Source organism: Sphingobacterium sp. 18053 (assembly GCF_902706145.1).
In the GTDB taxonomy this organism is placed as follows: Bacteria; Bacteroidota; Bacteroidia; order Sphingobacteriales; family Sphingobacteriaceae; genus Sphingobacterium; species Sphingobacterium paramultivorum.
The window spans coordinates 278,893-301,146 of the sequence record NZ_CACSJW010000006.1; the positions used below are offsets into that span (position 1 = coordinate 278,893).

A 22,254-nucleotide genomic window follows, 5' to 3' on the forward strand; every position below is an offset into this window, starting at 1 on the left:
TTTCAATTGTACAATTCATTTTTTAACTGTGTATAGGCTTTGTAGGTCTGATCAGCAGATGGATAATCTTTTAGCACAAGATAGACCTCGCCTAGTTTATCCAATATAGCGAGTGAGAGCTGTTTGTTATTTTCATCTGAAGCCAATTCAGCGGCCTGCACAAATTCTTTGATCGCCACCTTATAATTACCATCTTTTTGCTTGGAGGAGGCCAGCAAGTATTCGATTTCAGCGAGCTCGCTACTCAGTTTTTTTGCATTGGCCAAGTCGCGGGCTTGTAGCAGAAACCACTGAGCCTCGGTAAATTTATTTTGCTTAAAATAAATTTCAGCAAGCATTTCCCATGCAAAAATCTTCCCCTCATAGGCTTTGGCCTTATTGAGTAAAGGGATCGCACTGCGGATAATATTATTCTCGGCAGTTTTATAATTTCCCTGACCGGCTCGTGCCATAGCAATTAAAAGCCAGGCGTTGGCTTGGTCTGCATAGCTTTTGCTCTTCATGGCATAGGTATGATAATTTTGTGCGCTCTCTTCAGCACGTACAAAGTCTCCACGATACAGCTGGAAATTGCTGATGTTCATATTAATTGTAGCAATATCATCCCTGTTATCGGTACGATTTGCCAAGGAAAGCGCCTGATATAAAAATTTTGAGGCATTGCTGCTATCGTTATTTTTAATTGAAAATAAGGCTGCTTCATTGGCAAGCGCATAGCCAGCAATCCAGTTTTCAGCTTTTGTTTGCGTCTCTATAGCACTATCCCAGCTATTTGCCGCAGTAGGCATGGGGTTCATCAAATATTGAAAATGGCCCAAGTTATTGGTACTCCGCAGTTGCAATAATAGACGCTGGAGCAGGAGCTGCCGGGCAATTTCTTTGCTGAAAGACTTCTTGTCGGCATAATGCTCTGCTAGTATTTCATTGGCTGTTTTTGGAGGTGGTAAAAAATAGACCTCTGGACCGATACCTTTAAAGGTAGCATCGTATTGTTTTATTGCGCCAGTATAATCTTTGGCGGCATCCTGTGCGATTACCTGACATGGTATATTCATGAATGCAGCCAAAGCGGTAAATATAGAAATCCAGTATTTTGTCATTCTCATAAAATATTACGTTATTATTAACGTCTACATAAATTTAGCTAAAGGACATATTTGAGCAATCTACTACTTGATTCGATAAACCTGTACGTTTGGTTATGCTCTGCCAAAAGCAATTTACATATATAATAGAGCAAATATGACGAAAAATTGTGTGAAAAAATGTTAAAGTAATATCGAACGGCGAATGATAACCCTCAAAACTATGTTTGTGAAAGCTTGATGCTTATCGCTTTGCAGAACTCATAATAGAAGAGTTTGGATGAATAAAGCTAAAATATTTAGTCGCTGTGCCGTTTAATTTTTAACTTTGTGTTATGGCGACACGAATTCCATTAGCAGAACGACTTAGACCGCGGCAATTGAGTGATTATGTGGGACAACAACATATTGTGGGCCCAGATGCAGTACTCTACCATGCGATCCAGCAAAAAAATATTCCATCCATGATTTTGTGGGGACCTCCCGGGGTCGGAAAAACAAGTTTGGCCTTGCTGATCGCAAGAGAGCTGGATCGGCCGTTCTTTTCATTAAGTGCAATTCAGGCAGGGGTGAAAGATATTCGTGAAGTCATCGAAAAAGCCGAACGGTTGATGAACTTCAACCAAGATCAACCCATTTTATTTATTGATGAGATTCACCGTTTTTCCAAGTCGCAGCAAGATTCACTTTTAGGGGCTGTTGAACGCGGGCTTGTGACACTGATTGGTGCAACAACAGAAAACCCATCGTTCGAGGTCATTTCCGCATTGCTCTCGCGTTGCCAAGTGTATGTATTGGAACATCTTTCGGAAGAAGATCTGATTGGATTAATTCAAAAAGCATTACATGAAGATGAATATTTACAGAAACAAGCTATTGTTGTAGAAGAATATGAGGCCTTGTTGCGGTTGTCCGGTGGCGATGCACGTAAATTGTTGAATGTTCTCGAGTTGGTTGTGAATGCTGCTGTATTGCACAAAGAGCCAATTACAAATGCTTTTGTATTGAAGCAGGTACAGCAAAATATGGCCATTTATGATAAAGCGGGTGAACAGCATTACGATATTATTTCGGCCTTTATTAAATCAATCCGCGGGTCTGATCCGAATGCAGCAGTATATTGGCTTGCACGGATGATCGAAGGCGGGGAGGATCCATCCTTTATTGCACGGAGGTTGTTGATTTTAGCTTCTGAAGATATTGGCAATGCCAATCCGAATGCCTTGTTGTTGGCAAACAATTGTTTTCAGGCAGTCAATGTCATTGGATGGCCCGAATCACGTATCATTCTTTCGCAAACGGTTATCTATTTGGCTACTTCAGTTAAAAGCAACGCTTCCTATGAAGCAATCAATAAGGCACAGGCCCTGGTAAAACAAACTGGAGATCTGTCTGTACCGCTGCATATCCGCAATGCGCCGACTAAATTGATGAAGGACTTAAATTATGGCGCCGAATACAAATATTCACATGCCTATCCAGGGAATTTTGTCGTTCAGGAATTTCTTCCCAAAGAAATCAGTGGAGTCAAATTGTATGAGCCTGGGCAAAATTCGCAGGAGGAAAAATTGAGACAGAGTTTAAGGGACAAATGGAAAGAGAAATATAAGTATTAAATCAATATGTCTTGAAAAACTAAGCATAGAAAGTATTTTTGACTTTTGTTAAAACGATCTAATGGATTTGCTTGTTCTCATAACGTTTTTCAATAGGTAGTAAACACGCTGGCACTCTCCATAGTTAGCGTGTTTTTTTTATTGCGGATCAACTTAAATTATTTATGTTTGTTTTACAAATGTTTCAACTATGAACTTAGAGCCTTTAAAACAAACAGGACGTTTGGCCACCATAGCACTGACTGGACTTTTTGTCTTTTCCTGCAAAAAGGATAATCCTAAACCCGAGCCCGAGCCGGAACCAGTGGAGCGCACCGAAGCGCAGCTGATCAAGGATGATATCTATAAGTATTATAAGTTATATTCACTTTGGGATAAATCCATTCCTGATTATACCAGTGATCCTTCTCAATTCACGGATAAATATGGCTCAGCAGATTTGGTGCTCGATGCGCTGAAGAAGATGACGCCAGCACATACGGCTTATCCAAATGGAGTCTTTGACCGATTTTCCTATATGTTGGGGCTAGATGGATATAACACCGGAACAACCGCTTCTGGCAGGCTTAAGATGGATACGAACGATGGGTACGGCATCTATGTTCAGTTGGGCACGGAAGATGAAAAAACGGCACAGCCCATTATTTATTTTGTAGAAGGCGGATCTCCGGCCCAAAAGGCAGGTTTTAAGCGTTCCGATTTTATTACGGCAGTCAACGGTGATTCTGATTATTCTATCGCCGTCACCTGTACGACGACTGGTTGTTCGATTAATGATGCAAGTGCTCGGGACAAAATGATGAATAAGCTGAATGCTGCTTTGGACGCTGGTACACTTAAACTTCAAGTGAAACATCAAGACGGGACAACAACGACCAAAGATCTTACATACGCGAATGGTTATACCATTGACCCGATCTATAAAGATTCGATCTACACGTATAATGGAAATAATGTTGGGTACCTCGCTTTATCATCTTTTGAGGAAATTGAGAATAATAATGTCAATCAACAAAAGATTGATGCAGCTTTTGATAAATTCCAGGCTCAGCAGGTTAAAAGTTTAATTGTTGATTTACGCTACAATGGCGGTGGTTATGTTGACGCTTCCGCTTATGTTGCCGATAAAATTGGGGGAGCTATTACGAAAGGAAAGCTGATGCTAACCTATGAGGTGAACGATTATATTAAAGCGACACCGAGCATCAATAAAATGTTTCAGGATACCAAGTTTGAAGGCAAGAGCAATCTGAACTTGAGTAAAGTTTATTTCCTGGTGAGTGATCGTACAGCATCGGCAGCGGAAATGTTAATTAATGTGCTCAAGCCCTATCTGCAAGTGCAGATCATAGCCTCTGGTGCGCGTACATACGGTAAACCTGTAGGCTTTTTTGAACAGGTTGTCCAAAAGAAGGTATCTTTCTGGCCAGTTTCCTTTCTTCTGAAGAATTCTGCGAATTTTTCAGACTATTGGGATGGGTTGGTTCCAGATAAAAGCAATATAACAGATTACGTGTTTGTCGATGTAGGCGATAAGAAGGAGACCATGCTGGCGACAGCATTGAACGATGCTGCACCGGGTATTACCACCAAAGCTTCTATCAATGCAGTAAGCCGAAAGGGCTACCGCACGCTTGACCAAGGCGAGGTTAATATACGACCAGACCGTGGCATGATCAAGAAACGTTAATCAAGAAACATTGATAATAAAAAATCCCCCATCTGTCATCAAGACCTTTGGGGGATTTTTTTATAGCTTTATTCGCCTTGTGTTCGGACAGCGTTCGGGGCTGATCAATACGTGTAGAAACTTTGTGCAGATGCTGACCAGATAATTTCTGTTCGGGATCTGGTCAAGGTCTGTTGCATATCGGGTCAAAGTCTGTGCGCATCCGAAGCAGGTACGAACAAAGTACGAATCTGATCCCTTTTATTCGTTCGAAAAAAGATAAGAATGGCACAGTTCTGCCGCGGCAGCATCTGGCAAACATTTTAAGTAGCCAACGGGAACCTGAGCGATGATTTTTTCCAAAATGGTGTTCATGTTGGAAAATAATTCCTTGTTCCAACGTATGGAAGTACAGCTCGGCAATAAAGCGATAAAGCCTTTAAGTCCAGTTTGCCATTCGAACTCATTCTTAGGAGCCTGTTGCAAGCGAACGAATCCTTGTAAGGGCAGTTGTTCATTTTTATAACACGGCGTCTTGCCGCTCCAAGGTGTTCCATAAATTAATACACCTTCATCGGTTATTCGAATAGCTGGATTATCGTCGTTGAGCAAAGAGGTATTTGGGATATGTTTTAACCAAAGGCGGCTATGTGTACTCTTACCGGTACCGCTCTTGCCTAAAAATGCTACACCTCTGCCGGCGTGGTTTGCAACAGAAGCATGGATCATGATGGTGTTATGCAGCAGGCTGGCTTGCCCAAAGATCATCATCGCCATCCAGGTAATAACGCCACCCTGTTCATCCGCTGTGCTTGCAGGAACATAAAGTAAAGAACGTTCAAAGTTGCGGTCACTTTGGAGGTACCAGATCCCATTGCCCTGTTCGTTGCTGATTGTTGTGATGAAAGTATCCTCTTTTTCATAAAAACGAAATCGATCTCCCCATGCAATGGACTCGTCTGTCCGAAGTATACCCATATCCTCAGGTATCGGTGCTTTTGCTACACTGACAGTGATACTAATGTCTGTTTTGTCGGTGGGGTCTAGCCATTGGAAGTCGCGAAACGAAGGAAGAAGCTGGGCTATAGGATAATCTGCAGGATGATTAAACTCCAGTATTAATTCCGCGATGCGGTAGCGTGTCTGGGATAATTCGGATGATGTCGTCAAATTCATGTTTAAATAATTATTTCGTGGGCTCGCCCGATTTGTCTTTTAAAAACTTGTTAGAAATTCAGACTTAAGTATCTGCCGGTCATTTCTTTTTATTTCATAGCTGTTGTCAGCTACTTCTTTTCATTTGGCTATTGTGCCGATATGCGTCTTATTGATCCACTATGTTGCTCGAATTAGGATTAGTCGAGATAAATACGTTGCTGGCATTTTTCGGCCAGGTGGAGGTCATGTGTTACAAACAAGCAGATTTTGTGCTTTCCATGTTCCAATAGTCGATGAATTAACGTATCCGATGTCGTCTTATCCAATGCGGAAGTAACCTCATCGAAGAGCCATATATCACCGTCGTGCATGAGTGCGCGGGCAATAGCAACGCGTTGTGCCTGCCCTTCTGATAGGCCAATGCCAGATTCACCGACGACCGTATCAATTCCGTCGGGTAGGTCAAATACAAATTCCGCACAAGCAAGCCAAAGTGCTTTTTGCATATCCATTGCCCCTTCTTCTTTGACATGAAGGAGTAAATTCTCACGAATGGTACCGCTGAATAGTGAATTTCCCTGCGGAATATAAGCGAGGTTGATCCGATGGCTGGCCGTTAACTCTCTTTCACCATCCTTATCTAAAAGCCTAATTTGTCCTTTTTCAGCTTTTAGCAATGCCAGCAGTAAGCGGATCAATGTTGTCTTTCCTTTTCCACTCGGTCCGATGATAGCGGTGGGCTCACCCACCTTTAAGGAAAGATTTAAATTTTGTAACACCCATTTATCTTCATAACGGAAGGAGAGGTCGCTGATCCGAAGCTCCTGTGTCTCATGGAGACGCTGTTGTGTTACCTGTGGTTCGATTTCTCCAGCTTGCAATTCCAATAGGCGATCTGCAGATACCCGGAAGCGTACAAAGCCTGGGATATAAGCAATCAGTGCGAGGATTGGCGATTGAATCCGTGCTACCAATTGTAGAAAAGCGGTCATTGTTCCGAATGAAATCTGCCCCGCCTGTAATCGATAGATCCCCCAGATAAAAGCGATTAAATAACCGGCATTCATGGCTACTTTCATGGCTCCCTGAGTGTATGTGGAGAAGTTGAGCTGGCGTATTTTCAACAATAATAATTGATGCTGGCTCGCTAGGAGTTTCTCTCTTCTTTTAGGGAAGATTCCCATCGCCCGAATGAGGAGTCGAAAACGAAGATTTTCCTGCAGCACCTTTGAAAAGTTGCTTTCCTCCTCCTTGACTTCCTTGCTAAGCTTACGCATCTTGCGGAAATACAATTTTGAAAACACAAAAAGTGGGGATATGGCCAGGATCATCAGTGCCAGCATCGGGTCCATATACCAAAGAAAACCGACTGAGGCCAATAGCTGGATTGTGGTCAATATAAAAGACAAGAATGTATTGGCGATGGTATTGGCGACTTCCTCACAGTCCGTCTGGATGCGGATCTGAATATCGCCAGTATGCCAGTTTTTGACTAATTGCCAAACGGAGAGCATTTGCGCGTCGAGCATCGTTCGTTGGAGCTGGAGCGTAAGCATCAATTTGATCTGTTCCATCATGCGACCAGAATACCCCTTGATGCCCACATTTAAGGCAATACTTCCCACGATGCCAATAAGCAGCCATTTCAGCGGTAAATCCCCATGAGATGTGGCCGTGTCGACAGCCTTTTTGGATAAAAAGACAAAAGCGAGGGAAAGGCCAATGCATATCAGTTCCAGTATGAAATAAAGGAACAGTTTGCTTCGGTATCCCTGGGTGATTGACCAAGCCCAGCGCAGGTGTTGCTTCAGGCTATTGTTATTCATTTTTCCAATAATCCCTGTTTTTGGAAGTCTTGAAGAAGAATTTCTGCATCGGATTTTGCCTGTTCGATGTCCACGTCATAATTTTCACAAAGTAAATCAACGATAGTGTCAATCGTGAATTCTTTTCCTTTGAGTTGTTCCCACAACCATGCTGCAGAGCTATTCAAGGTATATACTGTTGATAGATCAACCATATCCTGGCTGGGGTCCACGATCAAATGATCTGAACCTATTGTTCTCAAAACTAAATCTGATCTTAATTTCATAAGCTTTAAATATCTTTAACAAGTTAAACTTGATTTGCTTTTTTACAGGTCGCCTGCTGTTAAATTGCATGAAAGAGCTATTAAATGCAAATAGTCTGCAATTTCATCAATTCCTTATCCTATCAAACATAAATAAATTGTGTCTTAAATACAATATAATTGATCGTATTAAGACACAATTTTTCATCTTTTTTCATACGCTATACAATGGCTTATATATATGGTTGCCACCATAAGTCCATAATGAAATAATAAAAGAAATAATTTTAATGTTGTTCCTTTAATGCACGTATGGTATCACGCAGACCTTCCTTGGCTGTTTTGGGCAAGCGTTCTATCTCCAGAGCAACCTTTATTTTTTTATTTGAAACTACAAGAGTGCTTGTCATTTTTTTTAAGCGCCATGTATTTAATGGAAACGCCCTAGTATGGTCTCCTAGCTTAGATAGGAAGGAAATGATTCGCTTTGGTAGCGGAAAACACGGGACTTTCAACCCCGTTTCCTGTTTCATGATTTTCACAATTTCATTTGAAGATAAAGTTTCATCATCGGATAGATGGTAGATGCCTGAACTCAATTTTTCGTTTTGCAAAAGAATTTGTTCGATAAAGAAGCAAAAATTATCGATGGAAAGAAAAGAGCGTTTATTCTTAAATCGAACTAATGGATAAGGAATCCCTTTACTGACTATGGAGAATAACTGTTTTAAGTTGCCTTTGTCACCAGCACCATGCACCATCGGAGGACGTAAAATAATTAATTTCTTATCCGAAGGCAGCTCCTGGCTCATTAACCATTCTTCTGCAGCTTGTTTGGACCTTCCATACGGAGTGACAGAATTATAGGTTGTATTTTCCGAGAGCGATTTTGCAGACTCGACTTCTTCGATAGCTGCCAGTGAACTAATATGAATAAATAACTTGGCTTGAGAGGCAGCAAATATGTTAAACGCTTTTTTTGCCAACTCAAAGTTTGCAAAAAAGAAATCTTTTTCCGTTGCCTTACCCGTAAAATCGTGGGCTTTTCCTACTAAATTGATGATACAATCTGTTGGAAAATTGTCCCTTGACCAGTCCAGATTTCTCATGGAAACAAATTCACATAGAATTGGATCCTTGAGCTTCTTCTTTAAATGACTCCCTAAGAATCCGCGACTTCCCCCTAAAATTAATACTTTCATCTTAATACCCTTAACTCTTTCTCTATGATATTTATATAGCTAAATAAATATATTTAATTATCTGCTGCTGCGAATTATGAATCTTTTAAAAGATCAATTAACTAGTTTATTAGTGCTAAGTTAAGTTGTAAGTATCTTTTAAATAAGGTGTTATGGCTTTGTTGAGCGCGGAGAAACATTTGTTGATTTAAAGGATATTTTACCCTTGTAAAAAACTTTCTTCATAATTCGAGCTAGAGTAATTAGTGCAAATATACATATATTTACTTATCTTTATTGACTCAACGTTAATTCTATCTAAATTGCTACAGTTTAATGTTAATTTTTTTAAAGTTTAGCGTTTTATTTCAATAGCGAAATAGGAAAGAGGTCTTTTATTCAAAAGTTAGTGCGTTTGAATCTAGATTTTTATCCGACTGTTTTAAAAGAGCTATTTATTTTTTGAAGAATCTTACCTACGACTTAAGTGAATTATTTATTTGATCTATTCTTGCTGGAATTAATCAATTTTAATTTGGTAAGAATGCGACGTAGTAAGCGAGTGTGATACCAGCCCAGTCCAAGTATCCTTGCCCAAGTTCGGTCAATGTTAATGGCGTCTTCCCCAACTTGTGGATAATGTATATAAGCAATGGCGATGATGTCCGTTGCTCCGACATATTCGCGGAGTACGAGATTTCCGTCTCCCGCTAATATATATAGGTCATTTTTTTTACCTATAAAACGGTGAAAGACAAATTTACCCTTGTCTTTGGCTAGTATATTGCTGCCTAAAGCAAGCGATTGCCCCTGATAAGCCCGCAATAATACGGTATCTCCATCCCGGATAAATGGACGCATGCTATTCCCCTTCACGCGTATACGGACCTCCTTGCCTTCACGAAGAATGCGTTGCACCTCGGCAAAATAGTCTTCATTTGAAATAACCCGTGTTTTGTTGTCGCTTGTGTTTTCAGACATCAACTAAGAATTGGTTTTTACAAAATAATCAATGACCTGCTGCAAATAAGTGTCTTTTAATAATACCTTTTTGTTTTCATCCAAGAGATAAATCGTGGGTGAGGCTTTGAGATCGTATAAATTGAAAGACAATATTTTGCTCTCAGCATCAAAACCGTTGATCCATTTGTCAGACAGTTGTGACTCGTAGTTCTTCCATTTCGTGCGGTCACCCCAAGGATCGATGGCGATTACCTGCACCTGAAGTTGAGCAAAGAGCTGTACCAATTGTGGCGTATCACGAAGCTGATGGATGGTTTCTTTGCAATGTGAACAATCCGGATCGTAGAAGATTAAGAAAGTATATTTTACTTTTGTATCTGATAACTTTTGTTTTTTGCCATTTGCCAGTTCATAACTGAAATCTTCGGCGGCTTGTCCCTCTTTATTTCGAAGTACCAATTTGTACGTAGGCCTATAGGCTTCTTTTTCAAGGTCTGAAAGCAAATCTGTTTTGATCAGATAGCGTAATACCGATTCGTAGAGTATATCATTGCGCATAGGCGAATTGCCTTCGTATAAATAATGCTCGTATTGTTTAATAAAATAATCAAAGCTTGTCCGATTGGTTTTTGCTTTGTCCAACATCAGATCTACAGCTTTATCCCTTGTGGCTGAATCAGGATTTTGTGACAGTAGTTGAATAAAATCAGCAAGCTGTTGTTCCCCTTTTTCAGGATTTTTTACCTGGGCGGTATCCTTCATGTCAAATTTATCCCAGAAATGTAATAAAGTACTGTCTGCAGTAATCAGAAGTTTTTCATTTTGCTGTTTACTTTTTGTATTATCCTTACAAGAACAGCAAAACAGGATTGCTACACATATGGGTAGCCAAAAGCTAAAGATTGGACTTTTCATTTAATTTATGCTTAACTTTACGAAGTTAATAAAACTTTCAGGATTCTACTTGAACGAATATATTCTTATTATGTAGCTTTTTCTATTGACGATACTAGGAGATTAGGGAATAATCTCCTAGTATCTTGAAACTGACTCAGAATAAGGTGACGAGATAGAAAGGGAAGTAAGTGTTTAATATATATAATTTAAAGTTAGTAAGTAGCGAATGCTGTTATAAATACGTTATGAAAATTTGATGAATCCCCCAGATAAATAGGTTAAATGAGATAAAGATGGAAATTAGGGCCTTCATTGAGTAAATTTTCAAACCATTTAATTAAATAGTTTTACTAATTTTGCGGCAAAATGCCGACGTATCGAATGAAAAGAATAATATTATGGTTATGTATAGCAGGATTTGTGAGCACTGTACAGGCTCAGACCAACCCTGCCAATATAAAAGTTGATAATCTAAGTGATGCTCAGATTGAGCAATATGTGAAACAGGCGGCACTAATGGGCTATGATGAAAGCCAATTGGATGGTTTTGCGCGTGCACAGGGTGTATCTGCTGTTGAGGTTCAGAAACTCAAGGAACGTTTGGCTACCATTAAGCGCAAGAAGCAGCAACCTGAACAATTAAAAGGAAGGACAAATAGCACAGCTAATAGCCGCAGTAATGGTCGTCAGGTTGACGGTTATACCAATACTGATTCGTTACAGCGTAAACAGTCAAATAAACGTGATTCCGTCGAAAATGAAGAAGGAAAGCTTAAAATATTTGGCTCCGATCTCTTTAGAAATAATGCGACTACCTTTGAGCCAAATTTGCGTATGGCCACCCCAAGTTCGTATATTATTGGTCCAGACGATGAAATCTTGTTAGATATTACAGGAGATAATGAAGCATCCTATCAGCTTCCGGTAAGTCCAGATGGAACCATTAAAGTGGAATATGTCGGACAAATCAATGTAGCAGGTTTATCTGTAGCGGCGGCAAAAAGCAAGATTGAGCAACGTTTGAGTGGGACTTATCCTGCGGTACGTTCGGGAAGAACCCTGGTGAGCGTTAATATTGGCAATATCCGCACCATTCGCGTGACGTTGACAGGTGCCGTGACGAAACCTGGAACCTATAGTTTACCATCTTTAGCGACGGTATTCAATGCGTTATATGCCTCTGGAGGGCCTAATAAAAACGGAACTTATCGTAAAATTCAGGTGATTCGCGGTAATCGTGTGGTGAGCACGATTGATGTATATGATTTCTTGGCGAATGGCATACAACAGGGAAATATCCGTCTGCAGGATCAGGATATTATTCATATACCCGTATACGGTGCCAGAGTGCAGTTTGAAGGCGAAGTCAAGCGTCCCGCAATTTTTGAAACGGTGGCAGGCGAATCACTATTGGATATCTTGCGCTATGCTGGAGATTTTACAGAAAATGCCTATAGTGCCAAAATTAAAGTTCTTCAAACAACAGGCCGGGAACGCAGTATACAGGACATTTATGCCGATCAATTTGCAAATTATACACCCAAAGGCGGGGATCAGTATATTGTAGAACCTATATTGGAGCGTTTCGCGAACCGTGTCAGTGTTTTAGGCGCGGTGTTTCGTCCGGGTATTTTTGGTTTAGAATCAGGGATGACGTTAAAACAGGTATTGGAAATGGCTGATGGCGTACGCGAAGACGCCTTTTTGGAACGTGGTATAATTAATCGTTTAAAAGCTGATAATACCTCCGAACTGATCAATTTCAATGTACGTGACATATTGGCCGGCACTGCAGCAGATATTCCGCTCAAAAGAGAAGATAAGATTGAGATTTCGTCCATTTTTGATTTAAGGGACGAATATAAATTTACTGTTCAGGGAGAGGTACGTTTTCCTGGAGATTTCCCATTTGCGAGCAATGCTACATTGGGCGATATCATCCAAAAAGCGGGTGGATTTACCGAAGCGGCTAAAAATGCACGGATAGAAATTGCTCGACGCATACAAAACTTAGATGTGACCGACCATCGCTCTTCGAAGACTATTTTGGTGGATATTAAAGATGGTGTCCTCACAGATCCTAACCTAACGCTGCAGCCCTATGATGTTATCTCCATTTTGGGGGATGCCGGTTTCCGTACCCAACGTCAGGTCAAAATCGAAGGCGAAGTACTTTATCCCGGTTTTTATACGATCTCACGTGAAGATGAGCGTATTTCTGACGTGATCAAGCGTGCTGGTGGTTTAACTCCTTATGCGTATACGGAAGGAGCTTCTCTGAAACGTACAGGAATGTCTAAATTGAAAGCAGAAGAGAAAAAGGAAAAAGAGCGTTTGAAGAAGGAACTGGAAAAAGGCGACTTCGACGAAGATGGTAATAAAAAAGATTCTAGTCTAGATAAAGATGCTGACAAGAATAATGATGGCTCCAAAGCAAAAAGTGCCGCTTTGGCAAAGGTGTCGCAACAAGGAATGTCGGCTTCTGAAATTGAGCCGAGTGACCTTGTAGGTATTGAATTGAATAAAATTTTAGAGAAGCCGTATGAAAAGGGAGACCTTCTGGTTTTGGACGGCGATATTATCAATGTGCCGAAGGAATTGGAAACGGTGAAAGTTGTGGGAGAGGTCTTGAATCCTAACAACGTTGTCTATGTTAAAGGTAAAAGCTTAAAATATTATGTAAATCAGGCTGGAGGATTTACTGACAATGCATTGAAGAAACGTGTTTTTGTTCAATATGCAAATGGTGCTGTTAAGGGAAAGGATGGCGGGTATCCTGATGTGAAACCCGGAGCTGAAATTGTGGTTCCTAAACGCGCTCCTAGGGAAAAGCTAAGTTCACAAGCTTGGATAGGAATAGGTACTGGTATTGCCTCTACGTTGGCTATTATTATTAGTTTGTTTAAGTAGATATGATTGAAACTAGAAATAAACAAGATATAACTTTAAAGGATCTCATTTTAAAGATTAAAGAATGGTTTAACTATTTGGTTTCAAGACGGTATATTATACTCCCGGTCGTTTTGGTTGGTGGTCTTTCAGGATTTTTTTATGCTAAGTCTAAGAAAGCTATATACACGGCTACAACCACTTTTGTATTGGAGTCTCCGAATAAAGGTGGTGCATTAGGACAGTACGCTAGTATGGCAGCACTTGTAGGTATAGATATTGGAGGAAAGGGGGATGCTGGGATTTTTGAGGGAGATAATCTACAGGAGCTATATAAATCAAGGAAAATGATTGAAGCAACTCTTTTGATGCCATCTGAAAGCGATAGTTCAATAATCCTATTGGATCGATATTTGGAATTGAGTCAAGCAAAAGACCGGTGGAAGGAAAGGCATCCAGAGCTTTTAGACATTCGGTTTAAAGCGCATAACAATGCGAATTTACAAAGAGCAAAAGATAGTATTCTAAATCAGGCAACAATTGAGATCAATAAAAATAATTTAGTGATTGATAAGCTTGATGCAAAATTGTCAATTGTGAAGGTCGATGTTAAATCGGAAGATGAGGTGTTTTCTAAAGAGTTTAACGAAAGTCTTGTATATCAGGTTAATAAGTTTTATGTAGAAACGAAAACCAAGAAGGCTTTGGAGAACGTGAGTGTCCTTCAGAGGAAAACAGATTCTGTTCGTGCTGAAATGAATAGAAATATTAGCGTTGCGGCATTTACTATTGACGCGACACCAAATCTGAATCCCACTAGACAGGCACAACGTTTAGTTCCAACACAAAGATCTCAGGTTTCTGCCGAAACAAATAAAGCTATCTTAGCTGAACTGGTAAAGAATCTGGAAATAGCAAAATTGGGATTATTGCAGGAGTCTCCACTTATTCAAAAGGTTGATGAACCAATTTATCCGTTAGAAAAAAAAGCTATAGGAAACTTAAAAGGAATTCTATTGGGAGCATTTATTTCAGGATTCTTGATTGTGTTTTTTCTTTTAATACGAAAACTGTTTATCGGTATAATGAACCAAGCATGAAAAAATAACATTAATAGTTGTTGATATTAAGATTGAAACAACTAATACGATTTCTTGAGATTCCAAACCATATTTTAATTAACGGTTCAGGTGCTATATTTTGTATCTATTATGTTGAAACTAATAAAGTTTATTGTTTGTATGTTCCATGTTGTTTTTACTTTGAATTTTTTCAAATCGATTAAAAGACAATTGGATAAAATATATACGCTTTGGATCTGCAATGAGTTTGATTCAAGCCACACAGCGCTAATTCGTTTTCCAATGTATTTGACGGGAGGGTGCTATATTAAAATTGGAAAGGGCTTTAATTGTGATCAACGCTTGCGGCTTGATGCTTTTGACAGCTATCTAGGGGAAAAATTTGCTCCTCAGATTATTATTGGTGATAATGTGTCAATTCAGAAAGATTGTCATATTTGCGCAATTAATAAAGTAATTTTAGGAAGTAATGTGCTTATTGCAAGCAAAGTTTATATAAGTGATCATTCTCATGGCAAGGTCATAGTTGATGAATTAGATTGTCCTCCTTCAAATAGGAAGCTTTATTCAAAAGGACCAGTTATAATAGGAAACAATGTTTGGATTGGTGAGGGAGCTGTTATTTTGCCTAACGTCATCATCGGAGATAATTGTATTATTGGTGCAAATTCAGTAGTTACGAAGACTTTTCCAGATAATTGTGTAATTGGAGGTAATCCAGCCAAGATTATTAGGAGGTTGGATGAGATTTGAGGCTCCTTAAAAAAAATCCTGGGAATTCAACGGACAGATACGGGATTCTCTAAATCCTTAAAAAAGAATTTTAATTATTTAATAGAGTTATTGAAAAATGCAAAATAAAATACGGTTAATTGCTTCATATTTACCACAGTTTTATCCGACGAAAGAGAATAATGAATGGTGGGGGCCAGGTTTCACAGAGTGGACCAACGTTGGAAAAGCTGAAAAATTGTTTAAAGATCACTACCAACCACGGATTCCCGCAGACCTGGGCTATTATGATCTTAGATTAGTTGAGACGAGAGTGGAACAAGCTAAAATGGCACAGGAATATGGAATTGAAGGCTTTTGTTATTGGCATTACTGGTTTGGCAATGGGAAACGAATTTTAGACCGGGTATTCGATGAGGTACTAAAAACAGGGTGCCCAGATTTTCCTTTTTGTTTAGGATGGGCAAATGAAACGTGGAGCGGTGTATGGCATGGCGCAAAAAATAAAATTTTGTTGGAGCAAACTTACCCCGGAAAAGCAGATTATAAAATGCATTTTGAAGAAATGCTACCAGCTTTTCAAGACTCAAGGTATATACGTGTGGACGATAAACCTTTGTTTATGATTTACAAGCCAGAGCTTATACCTGATGCCGCTGAATTTATCAGTTATTGGCGGGAACTAGCAGCGGAGGCTGGACTGGGTGATTTTTATTTTGTAGGTCAAACGATAGAAATCGAGAAAAAATCATTGATTCTGGAAATGGGATTTGATGCAATCAATGTGGTGCGGCTTTATGATTATAGAAGGAAGGAAGTAAATATTCTGTCTAAGGGATATAGTAAACTATTTGGCTCTCTCAATGTATATGATTATGAAGTAGCAAGTAGAAATTTTTCTGGCGAAGAAGACCGCGAATTGGATTGTATACCAACAATTATTCCAAATTGGGATCATTCGCCAAGAAGCGGTAAACGAGCTTATATTCTACACAATTCAACTCCGGAATTATTTAGAAAACATGTCCGAGAAGTTTTTGACACCATCAAAGATAAGCCTGCTGAGCATAGGATTGCCTTTGTAAAATCATGGAATGAATGGGGAGAAGGAAACCATTTAGAACCTGATCTTAGATTTGGGAAAGAGTATCTTAAGGTTTTAAAAAGTGAATGTGACAAGGTGTAAATTAAAATTCATTTTTTTACGTGAGTTAAGTTGATGCTAAAAGGTTTTTAATTATGGAGTTCCTTCTGTTTTTATCATTTCTTTTCTTTTTGGGTATTTTAGAAGTATTCGATTGGACCAATGAAAAATATTTGGCTTATATTCTGAGCTTCATCGTTTTTTGTTTGTTTTCTGGATTGAAATATAACGTAGGGACAGATTATAGTACTTATCGGTATTACTACAATAATTCCATGAACTGGTCGATAATGAACGTCAATGGTGTAGAGGTTGGATACATCTATATTATGCAGTTGTTTAAAAACCTCTGCTTTGGTTTTGTTGGATTCTGGTTTATACTTTCCTTTGTTAATTTTTGCTTTAAATATTATATCTTTCATAAATATTCACCCTTATTATTTGCTTCTCTTTTATTGTATTTTGTGGGGATGTTTTTGGAACGTGATTTTGATGGGATCAGACAGGGTTTTGCAATGGGAGTCTGCTATTTAACTATCCCATTTATAATGCGACGGCAGATCATACCATTTCTATTATTGGTAATTTTTGCTGCGACAATCCATGCATCATCACTTGTATTTCTTCCAGCATATTATTTGGTTTCATTTAATATTAATAATAGAATTATTTTTATTTCTGTTTCCATTTTAGCTTTAATGGTGATCCTGAACATCTCATTTACTAAAACGATGGTAAATTTTCTGCCTGAATCGATTATAAAAATGCGTTTAAATTCCTATATGTCTGTTGCCGATAGTCAGTACACAAAGAAGGTAGGGCTTAGTATTGGGCTGATTTTTCGGATTGGAATCCTGTTTCTATATACGTCCATTAACAAAAAAGATCTTATAAGAGATGAGAAATTGTATATTTTCTTTCGAAATGGATTTTTTCTTGGAATTGTTTTGAGTTTGATTTTTAATGATTTCGATATACTTTCTCATAGATTGTCTTATATATATAGAGAGTTTCAGATATTTATCGTGCCAATCCTCATAAGTTTTTGCCGGACACGGAAAATGAGATTGATCTTGCTTACCGGTTTATTCTTATACGGAATCGTTTTACTTTATCGTTACCTGCATACCGATAGTTTAAAGGACTATTATGATTATAAAAATTACTTGTTTCAATAAATTATGAAAGTCTTATTAGTGGATTCAAGCTACCCTATCAATACCAGAAATATTCGAATCGTTGAAAGTCTAAGAAAACGGCTGAACCAGAGTGAGGTACATATTGCTGCCTGGAATAGGGATGGAAGATTCGATATAGATGACAAAGACATTAAATATCATGTTTTTGAAAAGAAGGCCGCCTACGGTAATCCTTTACAAAAGCTTATTGCTTTGTTTTCCTATTTCTTTTATTTAAAAAGAATAAATGCTTCTTTACAACCCAAGATCTTAATTGCTTCACATTGGGATATGCTATTGCTATGTAGCCTACTGAAGTCAAAAGATCAAAAGTTAGTTTATGAGAACTTAGATTTACCTACCGCGGAAAGCAGTTTTGTACGTAAAATTTTGGACGCGTTAGAAAAAAGAAGTTTAAAGAATACAGATCTTATCATTTTCGCATCACGTTTTTTTCAACAGCGTTATGATTTTTTCAGTGGTTCAAAAGTTGTTATTGAAAATCTTCCGATTACTGAAAATGCATTGATTGAGAAGAAATATTTCTATGAAAGTGACAAATTGAAAATTTCATTCATTGGAACAGTCCGATATTTCGACGTGATGAAAAATTTAGTTGATTCCATTGTAGGGCTAGATGTAGAAGTGCTTTTTTGGGGCGATGGACCCGATTTCGCTCGGCTTAAAGCATATACAAGTGATAATACTCAAGTAAAGATTTTCGGTAGCTATGAGTATAACCATATTAGAGATATATATGAAGTGTCCGATCTGGTTTGGGCGGTTTATCCGTCGCTTGACTATAATGTGAAATACGCTATTTCAAATAAATTTTATGAGTGTTTTAAGTATTGTCGACCGGGGATTTTTGCAACTGATACATGTTTAGCAGATGTGGTAAAACATGAAGAAATTGGATTTACCGTTAATCCTTATGATCAGCAGGCAATTAGAAAATTAATCGCTGATGCAATTTCCAATCCTGAATTAATCAATAAATATAAAACAAACCTAGGGAACTTTAAAGGCAAAAGAAACTGGGAAGATAACGAATCTACATTGGTTAATTCCTTCGAAAGTTTGTTAAGATAGTTTGATGGTGCGGCGAGGTAGCATATCTAAGTTGAAATATTGTAGGGGATTTGGAGCTAAGGCGAAAAAAATCAAAAGTTGCCCCTGTCGGCGTGGATATTGCAGGGATTGGACCTTTTGGAAATAGTTATTACAATAACAATTTCGTTGGGTATAAAGATAAATAGATTAAAATTGATAAATGGAGAAGAATAACTTGGTTTCAATTATAATGCCTTCCTATAACGTGGAAAGGTTTATTCGATATAGTATTGAATCCGTACTGAGCCAAAGTTATGAAGACTGGGAGCTATTGATAATTGACGATCACTCTTCTGACAGAACTTATTCTATCGCGATGGATTATTGTCATAAAGATGCTCGTATTAAAGTACTAAAAACGAAGGAACCTTCGGGATCTCCTGCGGAACCAAGGAACTTAGGAATCCGTTCGGCAAGGGGCAGGTTTATTGCTTTTTTAGATAGCGACGATATTTGGCTCTCATCAAAATTGAAGGAGCAACTCAGCTTAATACAAAATGAACAGGCTGTAATTGTTTATTCAGACTATGAAAAAATTGATGAGCAAGGAAACTCAAGAAATAGAATTATTAGAGCTCCACGGCAGGTTGAATATTTTGGACTCTTAAAAGGTAATATTTTGGCCTGCTCGACGGTTTTGGTTGATTCGAAAAAGCTTGAAAAATTTTATTTCGAAAAACAAGGCCACGAGGATTATGCTCTTTGGCTTAAAGTTTTAAGGTTAACGCGTAGAGAAGCCAGAAATACCGGGACTATACAGATGTTATATAGAGTTAGAGAAGGTTCAATCTCATCAAATAAGATAAATGCTATCAAGTGGGTCTGGCGAATTTTTAGAGAGAATGAGGGTCTATCGTTACTCTCATCATTTTATTTTTTGACTCATACTTTAATAAGATCTTTTCTCAAATTTGTTAAATAGATAAGGAACGCTGGGAATACATTAATTATAACGATGCTTAACTGAGAAAAATTTTGAATACGTGCAATGAGTGGAGTTATAGGGCGTATACTATTAAATTAAAATTAGTAATTTTACTGCGACTTTTAGAAGGAGTGATCATGCAATCAGGATTAAATTTCACCGCAATAGATTTCGAGACAGCGACTGCCAATCAGAATTCGGCTTGTGCTATAGGGCTTGTAGTTGTTGAGAACGGGATGATTGTTGAGGAATTTTATTCACTTATCCAGCCCCCGAATAATCAATATATGTGGCAAACTACTAGAGTTCATGGGATTAGGCCAAAAGATACTGTTGCCGCACCGACTTTTAATGATCTATTTCCCCAAATTTTTCCATTTATCAATAATAGACTTATGGTAGCCCATAATGAGTTGTTTGATCGTGGTGTGCTACGAAAAACTATGAGTTATTATAATTTATCCTACGATAGCCTTGGTTTAAATGAGAAATGGGAATGTACATTTAGAATTTATCAAGGTAAAGGATTTAAGCCAGCGCGATTAAATGCCTGTTGTGAAGTGTTAGGAATAGAGCTAAACCATCATGAAGCTCTGTCTGATGCACGAGCTTGTGCCAATTTATACTTAAGGCATATTGATGTTCGCTCCATGGCATAATATTAAGGCGATTGATCTTAACTATTGAGAACTATCTTGTTAATCGTAGATTGCCTGTTTATTAATCGTATTTTATTATTAGTCCAGCCTAGAAAGATGATCTATAATAGTTCAAGCAGTTTAGGGGAAGGTTAAAATATAGTAAAGTACTATATTCACTGATATATAGATAGCATGAATTTATTAAATTTTACCGAAGATATTGACAACGAAGAATATGGAGAAATTCAATATATTGGATGGGGTGCATCACTAGTAGATTCCGTAAAATATTTTAAGCTAACTGCAATTCTGGCATGAAATCAACTGTTTTAAATGTATTGACCAACTATGGTAACAAATTATGGGGAATATTATCAATTTATCTTTTTGTTCCATTATACATCCAGTTACTAGGTGTTGAGGCATATGGCATTATTAGCTTCTATACTGTTGTACTTAGTATCATCAGTCTAGCTGATTTAGGACTGTCTTCAGCAGTAATTAAAGAGTTCTCAGCTTCTTTTTCAGATGGTTATAAGTATTCCGTTTTTAAACTAGTTGAGAAGAAGTATTTCATCATATGTGGGACTGTATTGTTAGGATTATTATTGACCTCTAATTTTATTGCCGTTCACTGGCTGCAAACCGATAAATTTCCGATTGAGGATTTGACAAAGTATGTTATGCTTATATCATTTGGTGTGAGTTTTCATCTATGTTCTTCGCTTTATTATGGTGCACTATTCGGATTGGGGTATCAGGCTAGAGCGAATATGTATCAATTTTTTTGGGCTTTGTTAAGAACAGGTGTGGTAGTTATTATCCTTCGATATGTTTCAAATAGTTTATATAGTTATTTTTTCTGGCAGATTATCTGTAACGTAGGCTATGTGTTTTTGTTGAGATATAGCGTATTGTCTTATTTTATAAAAAGAATAAAAGTATTGTATTTAGAATTTGTAAAGCTTCCAAAACATATTCTAATTTATATAGGTGGTATGAGTCTCATTTCCATTATTTCCGCTGTTAATACGCAAATGGACAAAATACTGATAAGTTCATTATTTACCTTAAAAGTCTTTGGTTATTATACTTTGGCATCTTCACTTGCCCAATCCCCTACATTATTAGGTATGCCCTTAGCGACATCATTGTTTCCGACTTTTGTAAAATTAGTTTCCGAAAGAGATATGGATGGGTTGAAAAGTCTATTCAGAATATCAAATTATATACTAAATGTTATCGTTTTCATAGTGTCTTTCTCGTTGTATTTCTATATTTCAGATCTTTTCAGGTTTTGGCTAGGTAATCGAATCGAGGAAGGATATAGGGAAGATATGGAGTTTTTGGCCCGCACATTAATAGTTGGTACAGTATTCTTATCAATGCAGTTGCTGTTTTATTATGCCCTTTTAGCTTTTGGTAAAACCAAATATACTGTTTATCAAGGTGTATTTCAAATTACCATGGGAGTTCCACTACTGTATTACTTTATACATGTTCTTGGATTTAGGGGGGCTGGTTATTCTTGGATCGTCATAAATTTGGGCGCTTATATTTATCTTTTTTTTCCATTAAGAAAACTATTCGATTATGGATTCTATAAATTATTTGTCAATTATACCGTTGTTCCTTTTGTCATTTGCTTAGTTGTGTTTGTATCTTTTTATTTTATTTATTCTCAGACTCTTTATTTTCATTGTATTTTTTATATTGCTATTTCCTCGGTTTTTGCAGTGTTTTGCTGCATTTTTTATCTTTTTAAATTAAGTAACATACCTTTAAAACTTTCGGGTTTTAAAGATTTGATGTCTAGATTTAGGGATAATAAATAAGGAAAGACTTTGTATTGGTCACAGGAGGAATCGGCCATTATTGATTCAGTTTTTTTGCATAAATGTTAAAATGAA

Annotated in this window: 18 protein-coding genes; 11 read left to right on the top strand and 7 right to left on the bottom strand. The window is 37.9% G+C overall.

What is annotated here, in order from left to right; translation table 11 throughout:
• Window positions 1-2 precede the first annotated feature (2 nt).
• Window positions 3-1,106 carry a lipopolysaccharide assembly protein LapB gene (locus GVK91_RS16325; RefSeq protein ID WP_159730149.1) on the bottom strand — a complete coding sequence of 368 codons (1,104 nt, stop codon included), beginning with the start codon at window positions 1,104-1,106 and terminating at the stop codon, window positions 3-5.
• Window positions 1,107-1,420: 314 nt separating this feature from the next.
• On the opposite strand from GVK91_RS16325, the gene GVK91_RS16330 reads away from it, so the two are divergent.
• Both GVK91_RS16330 and GVK91_RS16335 read left to right on the top strand, forming a co-directional pair.
• Window positions 1,421-2,701 carry a replication-associated recombination protein A gene (locus tag GVK91_RS16330; protein ID WP_159730151.1) on the top strand — a complete coding sequence of 427 codons (1,281 nt, stop codon included), beginning with the start codon at window positions 1,421-1,423 and terminating at the stop codon, window positions 2,699-2,701.
• A 190-nt stretch (window positions 2,702-2,891) separates the two neighbouring features.
• The gene (locus GVK91_RS16335) at window positions 2,892-4,391 is read left to right on the top strand and encodes a S41 family peptidase (RefSeq protein ID WP_159730153.1); all 1,500 of its coding nucleotides are present in this window, start codon (window positions 2,892-2,894) and stop codon (window positions 4,389-4,391) included.
• A gap of 240 nt (window positions 4,392-4,631) precedes the next feature.
• On the opposite strand, the gene GVK91_RS16340 is transcribed toward GVK91_RS16335, so the two are convergent.
• The 6 genes from GVK91_RS16340 to GVK91_RS16365 form a co-directional block, all read right to left on the bottom strand.
• Entirely contained in the window at window positions 4,632-5,546 is a 915-nt protein-coding gene (locus GVK91_RS16340) for a hypothetical protein (RefSeq protein WP_159730155.1), read from the bottom strand.
• A gap of 179 nt (window positions 5,547-5,725) precedes the next feature.
• Window positions 5,726-7,354, bottom strand: coding sequence for an ABC transporter ATP-binding protein (locus GVK91_RS16345; RefSeq protein ID WP_159730157.1), 1,629 nt, complete (start codon window positions 7,352-7,354; stop codon window positions 5,726-5,728).
• The gene (locus tag GVK91_RS16350; protein ID WP_120335714.1) at window positions 7,351-7,620 is read right to left on the bottom strand and encodes a PqqD family protein; all 270 of its coding nucleotides are present in this window, start codon (window positions 7,618-7,620) and stop codon (window positions 7,351-7,353) included. The genes GVK91_RS16345 and GVK91_RS16350 overlap by 4 nt, the downstream gene beginning before the upstream one ends.
• A 266-nt stretch (window positions 7,621-7,886) precedes the next feature.
• Window positions 7,887-8,801 (bottom strand): NAD-dependent epimerase/dehydratase family protein, encoded by a 915-nt coding sequence (locus tag GVK91_RS16355; protein WP_159730159.1) that lies wholly within the window; start codon window positions 8,799-8,801, stop codon window positions 7,887-7,889.
• 471 nt (window positions 8,802-9,272) lie between these two features.
• Window positions 9,273-9,761 (bottom strand): S24 family peptidase, encoded by a 489-nt coding sequence (locus tag GVK91_RS16360; RefSeq protein WP_159730162.1) that lies wholly within the window; start codon window positions 9,759-9,761, stop codon window positions 9,273-9,275.
• A gap of 3 nt (window positions 9,762-9,764) precedes the next feature.
• Window positions 9,765-10,658 (bottom strand): DUF5106 domain-containing protein, encoded by an 894-nt coding sequence (locus tag GVK91_RS16365; RefSeq protein ID WP_159730164.1) that lies wholly within the window; start codon window positions 10,656-10,658, stop codon window positions 9,765-9,767.
• 363 nt (window positions 10,659-11,021) lie between these two features.
• Here GVK91_RS16365 and GVK91_RS16370 point away from each other — a divergent pair, with 363 nt between their 5' ends.
• From GVK91_RS16370 to GVK91_RS16410, 9 genes are all read left to right on the top strand, one after another.
• Window positions 11,022-13,550 (top strand): SLBB domain-containing protein, encoded by a 2,529-nt coding sequence (locus tag GVK91_RS16370; protein WP_159730166.1) that lies wholly within the window; start codon window positions 11,022-11,024, stop codon window positions 13,548-13,550.
• 113 nt (window positions 13,551-13,663) lie between these two features.
• Window positions 13,664-14,629, top strand: a complete 966-nt coding sequence (locus GVK91_RS16375) for a lipopolysaccharide biosynthesis protein (protein WP_235032941.1) — start codon at window positions 13,664-13,666, stop codon at window positions 14,627-14,629.
• Window positions 14,630-14,740: 111 nt separating this feature from the next.
• The gene (locus tag GVK91_RS16380) at window positions 14,741-15,364 is read left to right on the top strand and encodes a DapH/DapD/GlmU-related protein (protein WP_159730170.1); all 624 of its coding nucleotides are present in this window, start codon (window positions 14,741-14,743) and stop codon (window positions 15,362-15,364) included.
• 97 nt (window positions 15,365-15,461) lie between these two features.
• A complete protein-coding gene (locus tag GVK91_RS16385; protein ID WP_159730172.1) occupies window positions 15,462-16,529 on the top strand; it encodes a glycoside hydrolase family 99-like domain-containing protein in 1,068 nt (355 codons plus the stop codon).
• 53 nt (window positions 16,530-16,582) lie between these two features.
• Window positions 16,583-17,665 carry an EpsG family protein gene (locus GVK91_RS16390; RefSeq protein ID WP_159730174.1) on the top strand — a complete coding sequence of 361 codons (1,083 nt, stop codon included), beginning with the start codon at window positions 16,583-16,585 and terminating at the stop codon, window positions 17,663-17,665.
• A 3-nt stretch (window positions 17,666-17,668) separates the two neighbouring features.
• A complete protein-coding gene (locus tag GVK91_RS16395) occupies window positions 17,669-18,757 on the top strand; it encodes a glycosyltransferase (protein WP_159730176.1) in 1,089 nt (362 codons plus the stop codon).
• 181 nt (window positions 18,758-18,938) lie between these two features.
• On the top strand, window positions 18,939-19,700 hold the full coding sequence (locus tag GVK91_RS16400; RefSeq protein WP_159730178.1) for a glycosyltransferase family 2 protein: 762 nt from the start codon (window positions 18,939-18,941) through the stop codon (window positions 19,698-19,700).
• Between the two features lie 140 nt (window positions 19,701-19,840).
• Complete coding sequence (locus GVK91_RS16405) at window positions 19,841-20,362, top strand: 3'-5' exonuclease (RefSeq protein ID WP_159730180.1); 522 nt, start codon at window positions 19,841-19,843, stop codon at window positions 20,360-20,362.
• 296 nt (window positions 20,363-20,658) lie between these two features.
• Window positions 20,659-22,179 (top strand): lipopolysaccharide biosynthesis protein, encoded by a 1,521-nt coding sequence (locus GVK91_RS16410; RefSeq protein WP_159730182.1) that lies wholly within the window; start codon window positions 20,659-20,661, stop codon window positions 22,177-22,179.
• Window positions 22,180-22,254: the final 75 nt, after the last annotated feature.

Coding starts and splice junctions, on each gene's coding strand:
- GVK91_RS16405 (WP_159730180.1), top strand. CDS start 19,841: ATGCAATCAGGATTAAATTTCACCGCAATAGATTTCGAGACAGCGACT.
- GVK91_RS16345 (WP_159730157.1), bottom strand. CDS start 7,354: ATGAATAACAATAGCCTGAAGCAACACCTGCGCTGGGCTTGGTCAATC.
- GVK91_RS16330 (WP_159730151.1), top strand. CDS start 1,421: ATGGCGACACGAATTCCATTAGCAGAACGACTTAGACCGCGGCAATTG.
- GVK91_RS16370 (WP_159730166.1), top strand. CDS start 11,022: ATGAAAAGAATAATATTATGGTTATGTATAGCAGGATTTGTGAGCACT.
- GVK91_RS16365 (WP_159730164.1), bottom strand. CDS start 10,658: ATGAAAAGTCCAATCTTTAGCTTTTGGCTACCCATATGTGTAGCAATC.
- GVK91_RS16350 (WP_120335714.1), bottom strand. CDS start 7,620: ATGAAATTAAGATCAGATTTAGTTTTGAGAACAATAGGTTCAGATCAT.
- GVK91_RS16380 (WP_159730170.1), top strand. CDS start 14,741: ATGTTGAAACTAATAAAGTTTATTGTTTGTATGTTCCATGTTGTTTTT.
- GVK91_RS16340 (WP_159730155.1), bottom strand. CDS start 5,546: ATGAATTTGACGACATCATCCGAATTATCCCAGACACGCTACCGCATC.
- GVK91_RS16335 (WP_159730153.1), top strand. CDS start 2,892: ATGAACTTAGAGCCTTTAAAACAAACAGGACGTTTGGCCACCATAGCA.
- GVK91_RS16355 (WP_159730159.1), bottom strand. CDS start 8,801: ATGAAAGTATTAATTTTAGGGGGAAGTCGCGGATTCTTAGGGAGTCAT.
- GVK91_RS16395 (WP_159730176.1), top strand. CDS start 17,669: ATGAAAGTCTTATTAGTGGATTCAAGCTACCCTATCAATACCAGAAAT.
- GVK91_RS16385 (WP_159730172.1), top strand. CDS start 15,462: ATGCAAAATAAAATACGGTTAATTGCTTCATATTTACCACAGTTTTAT.
- GVK91_RS16360 (WP_159730162.1), bottom strand. CDS start 9,761: ATGTCTGAAAACACAAGCGACAACAAAACACGGGTTATTTCAAATGAA.
- GVK91_RS16400 (WP_159730178.1), top strand. CDS start 18,939: ATGGAGAAGAATAACTTGGTTTCAATTATAATGCCTTCCTATAACGTG.
- GVK91_RS16390 (WP_159730174.1), top strand. CDS start 16,583: ATGGAGTTCCTTCTGTTTTTATCATTTCTTTTCTTTTTGGGTATTTTA.
- GVK91_RS16325 (WP_159730149.1), bottom strand. CDS start 1,106: ATGAGAATGACAAAATACTGGATTTCTATATTTACCGCTTTGGCTGCA.
- GVK91_RS16410 (WP_159730182.1), top strand. CDS start 20,659: ATGAAATCAACTGTTTTAAATGTATTGACCAACTATGGTAACAAATTA.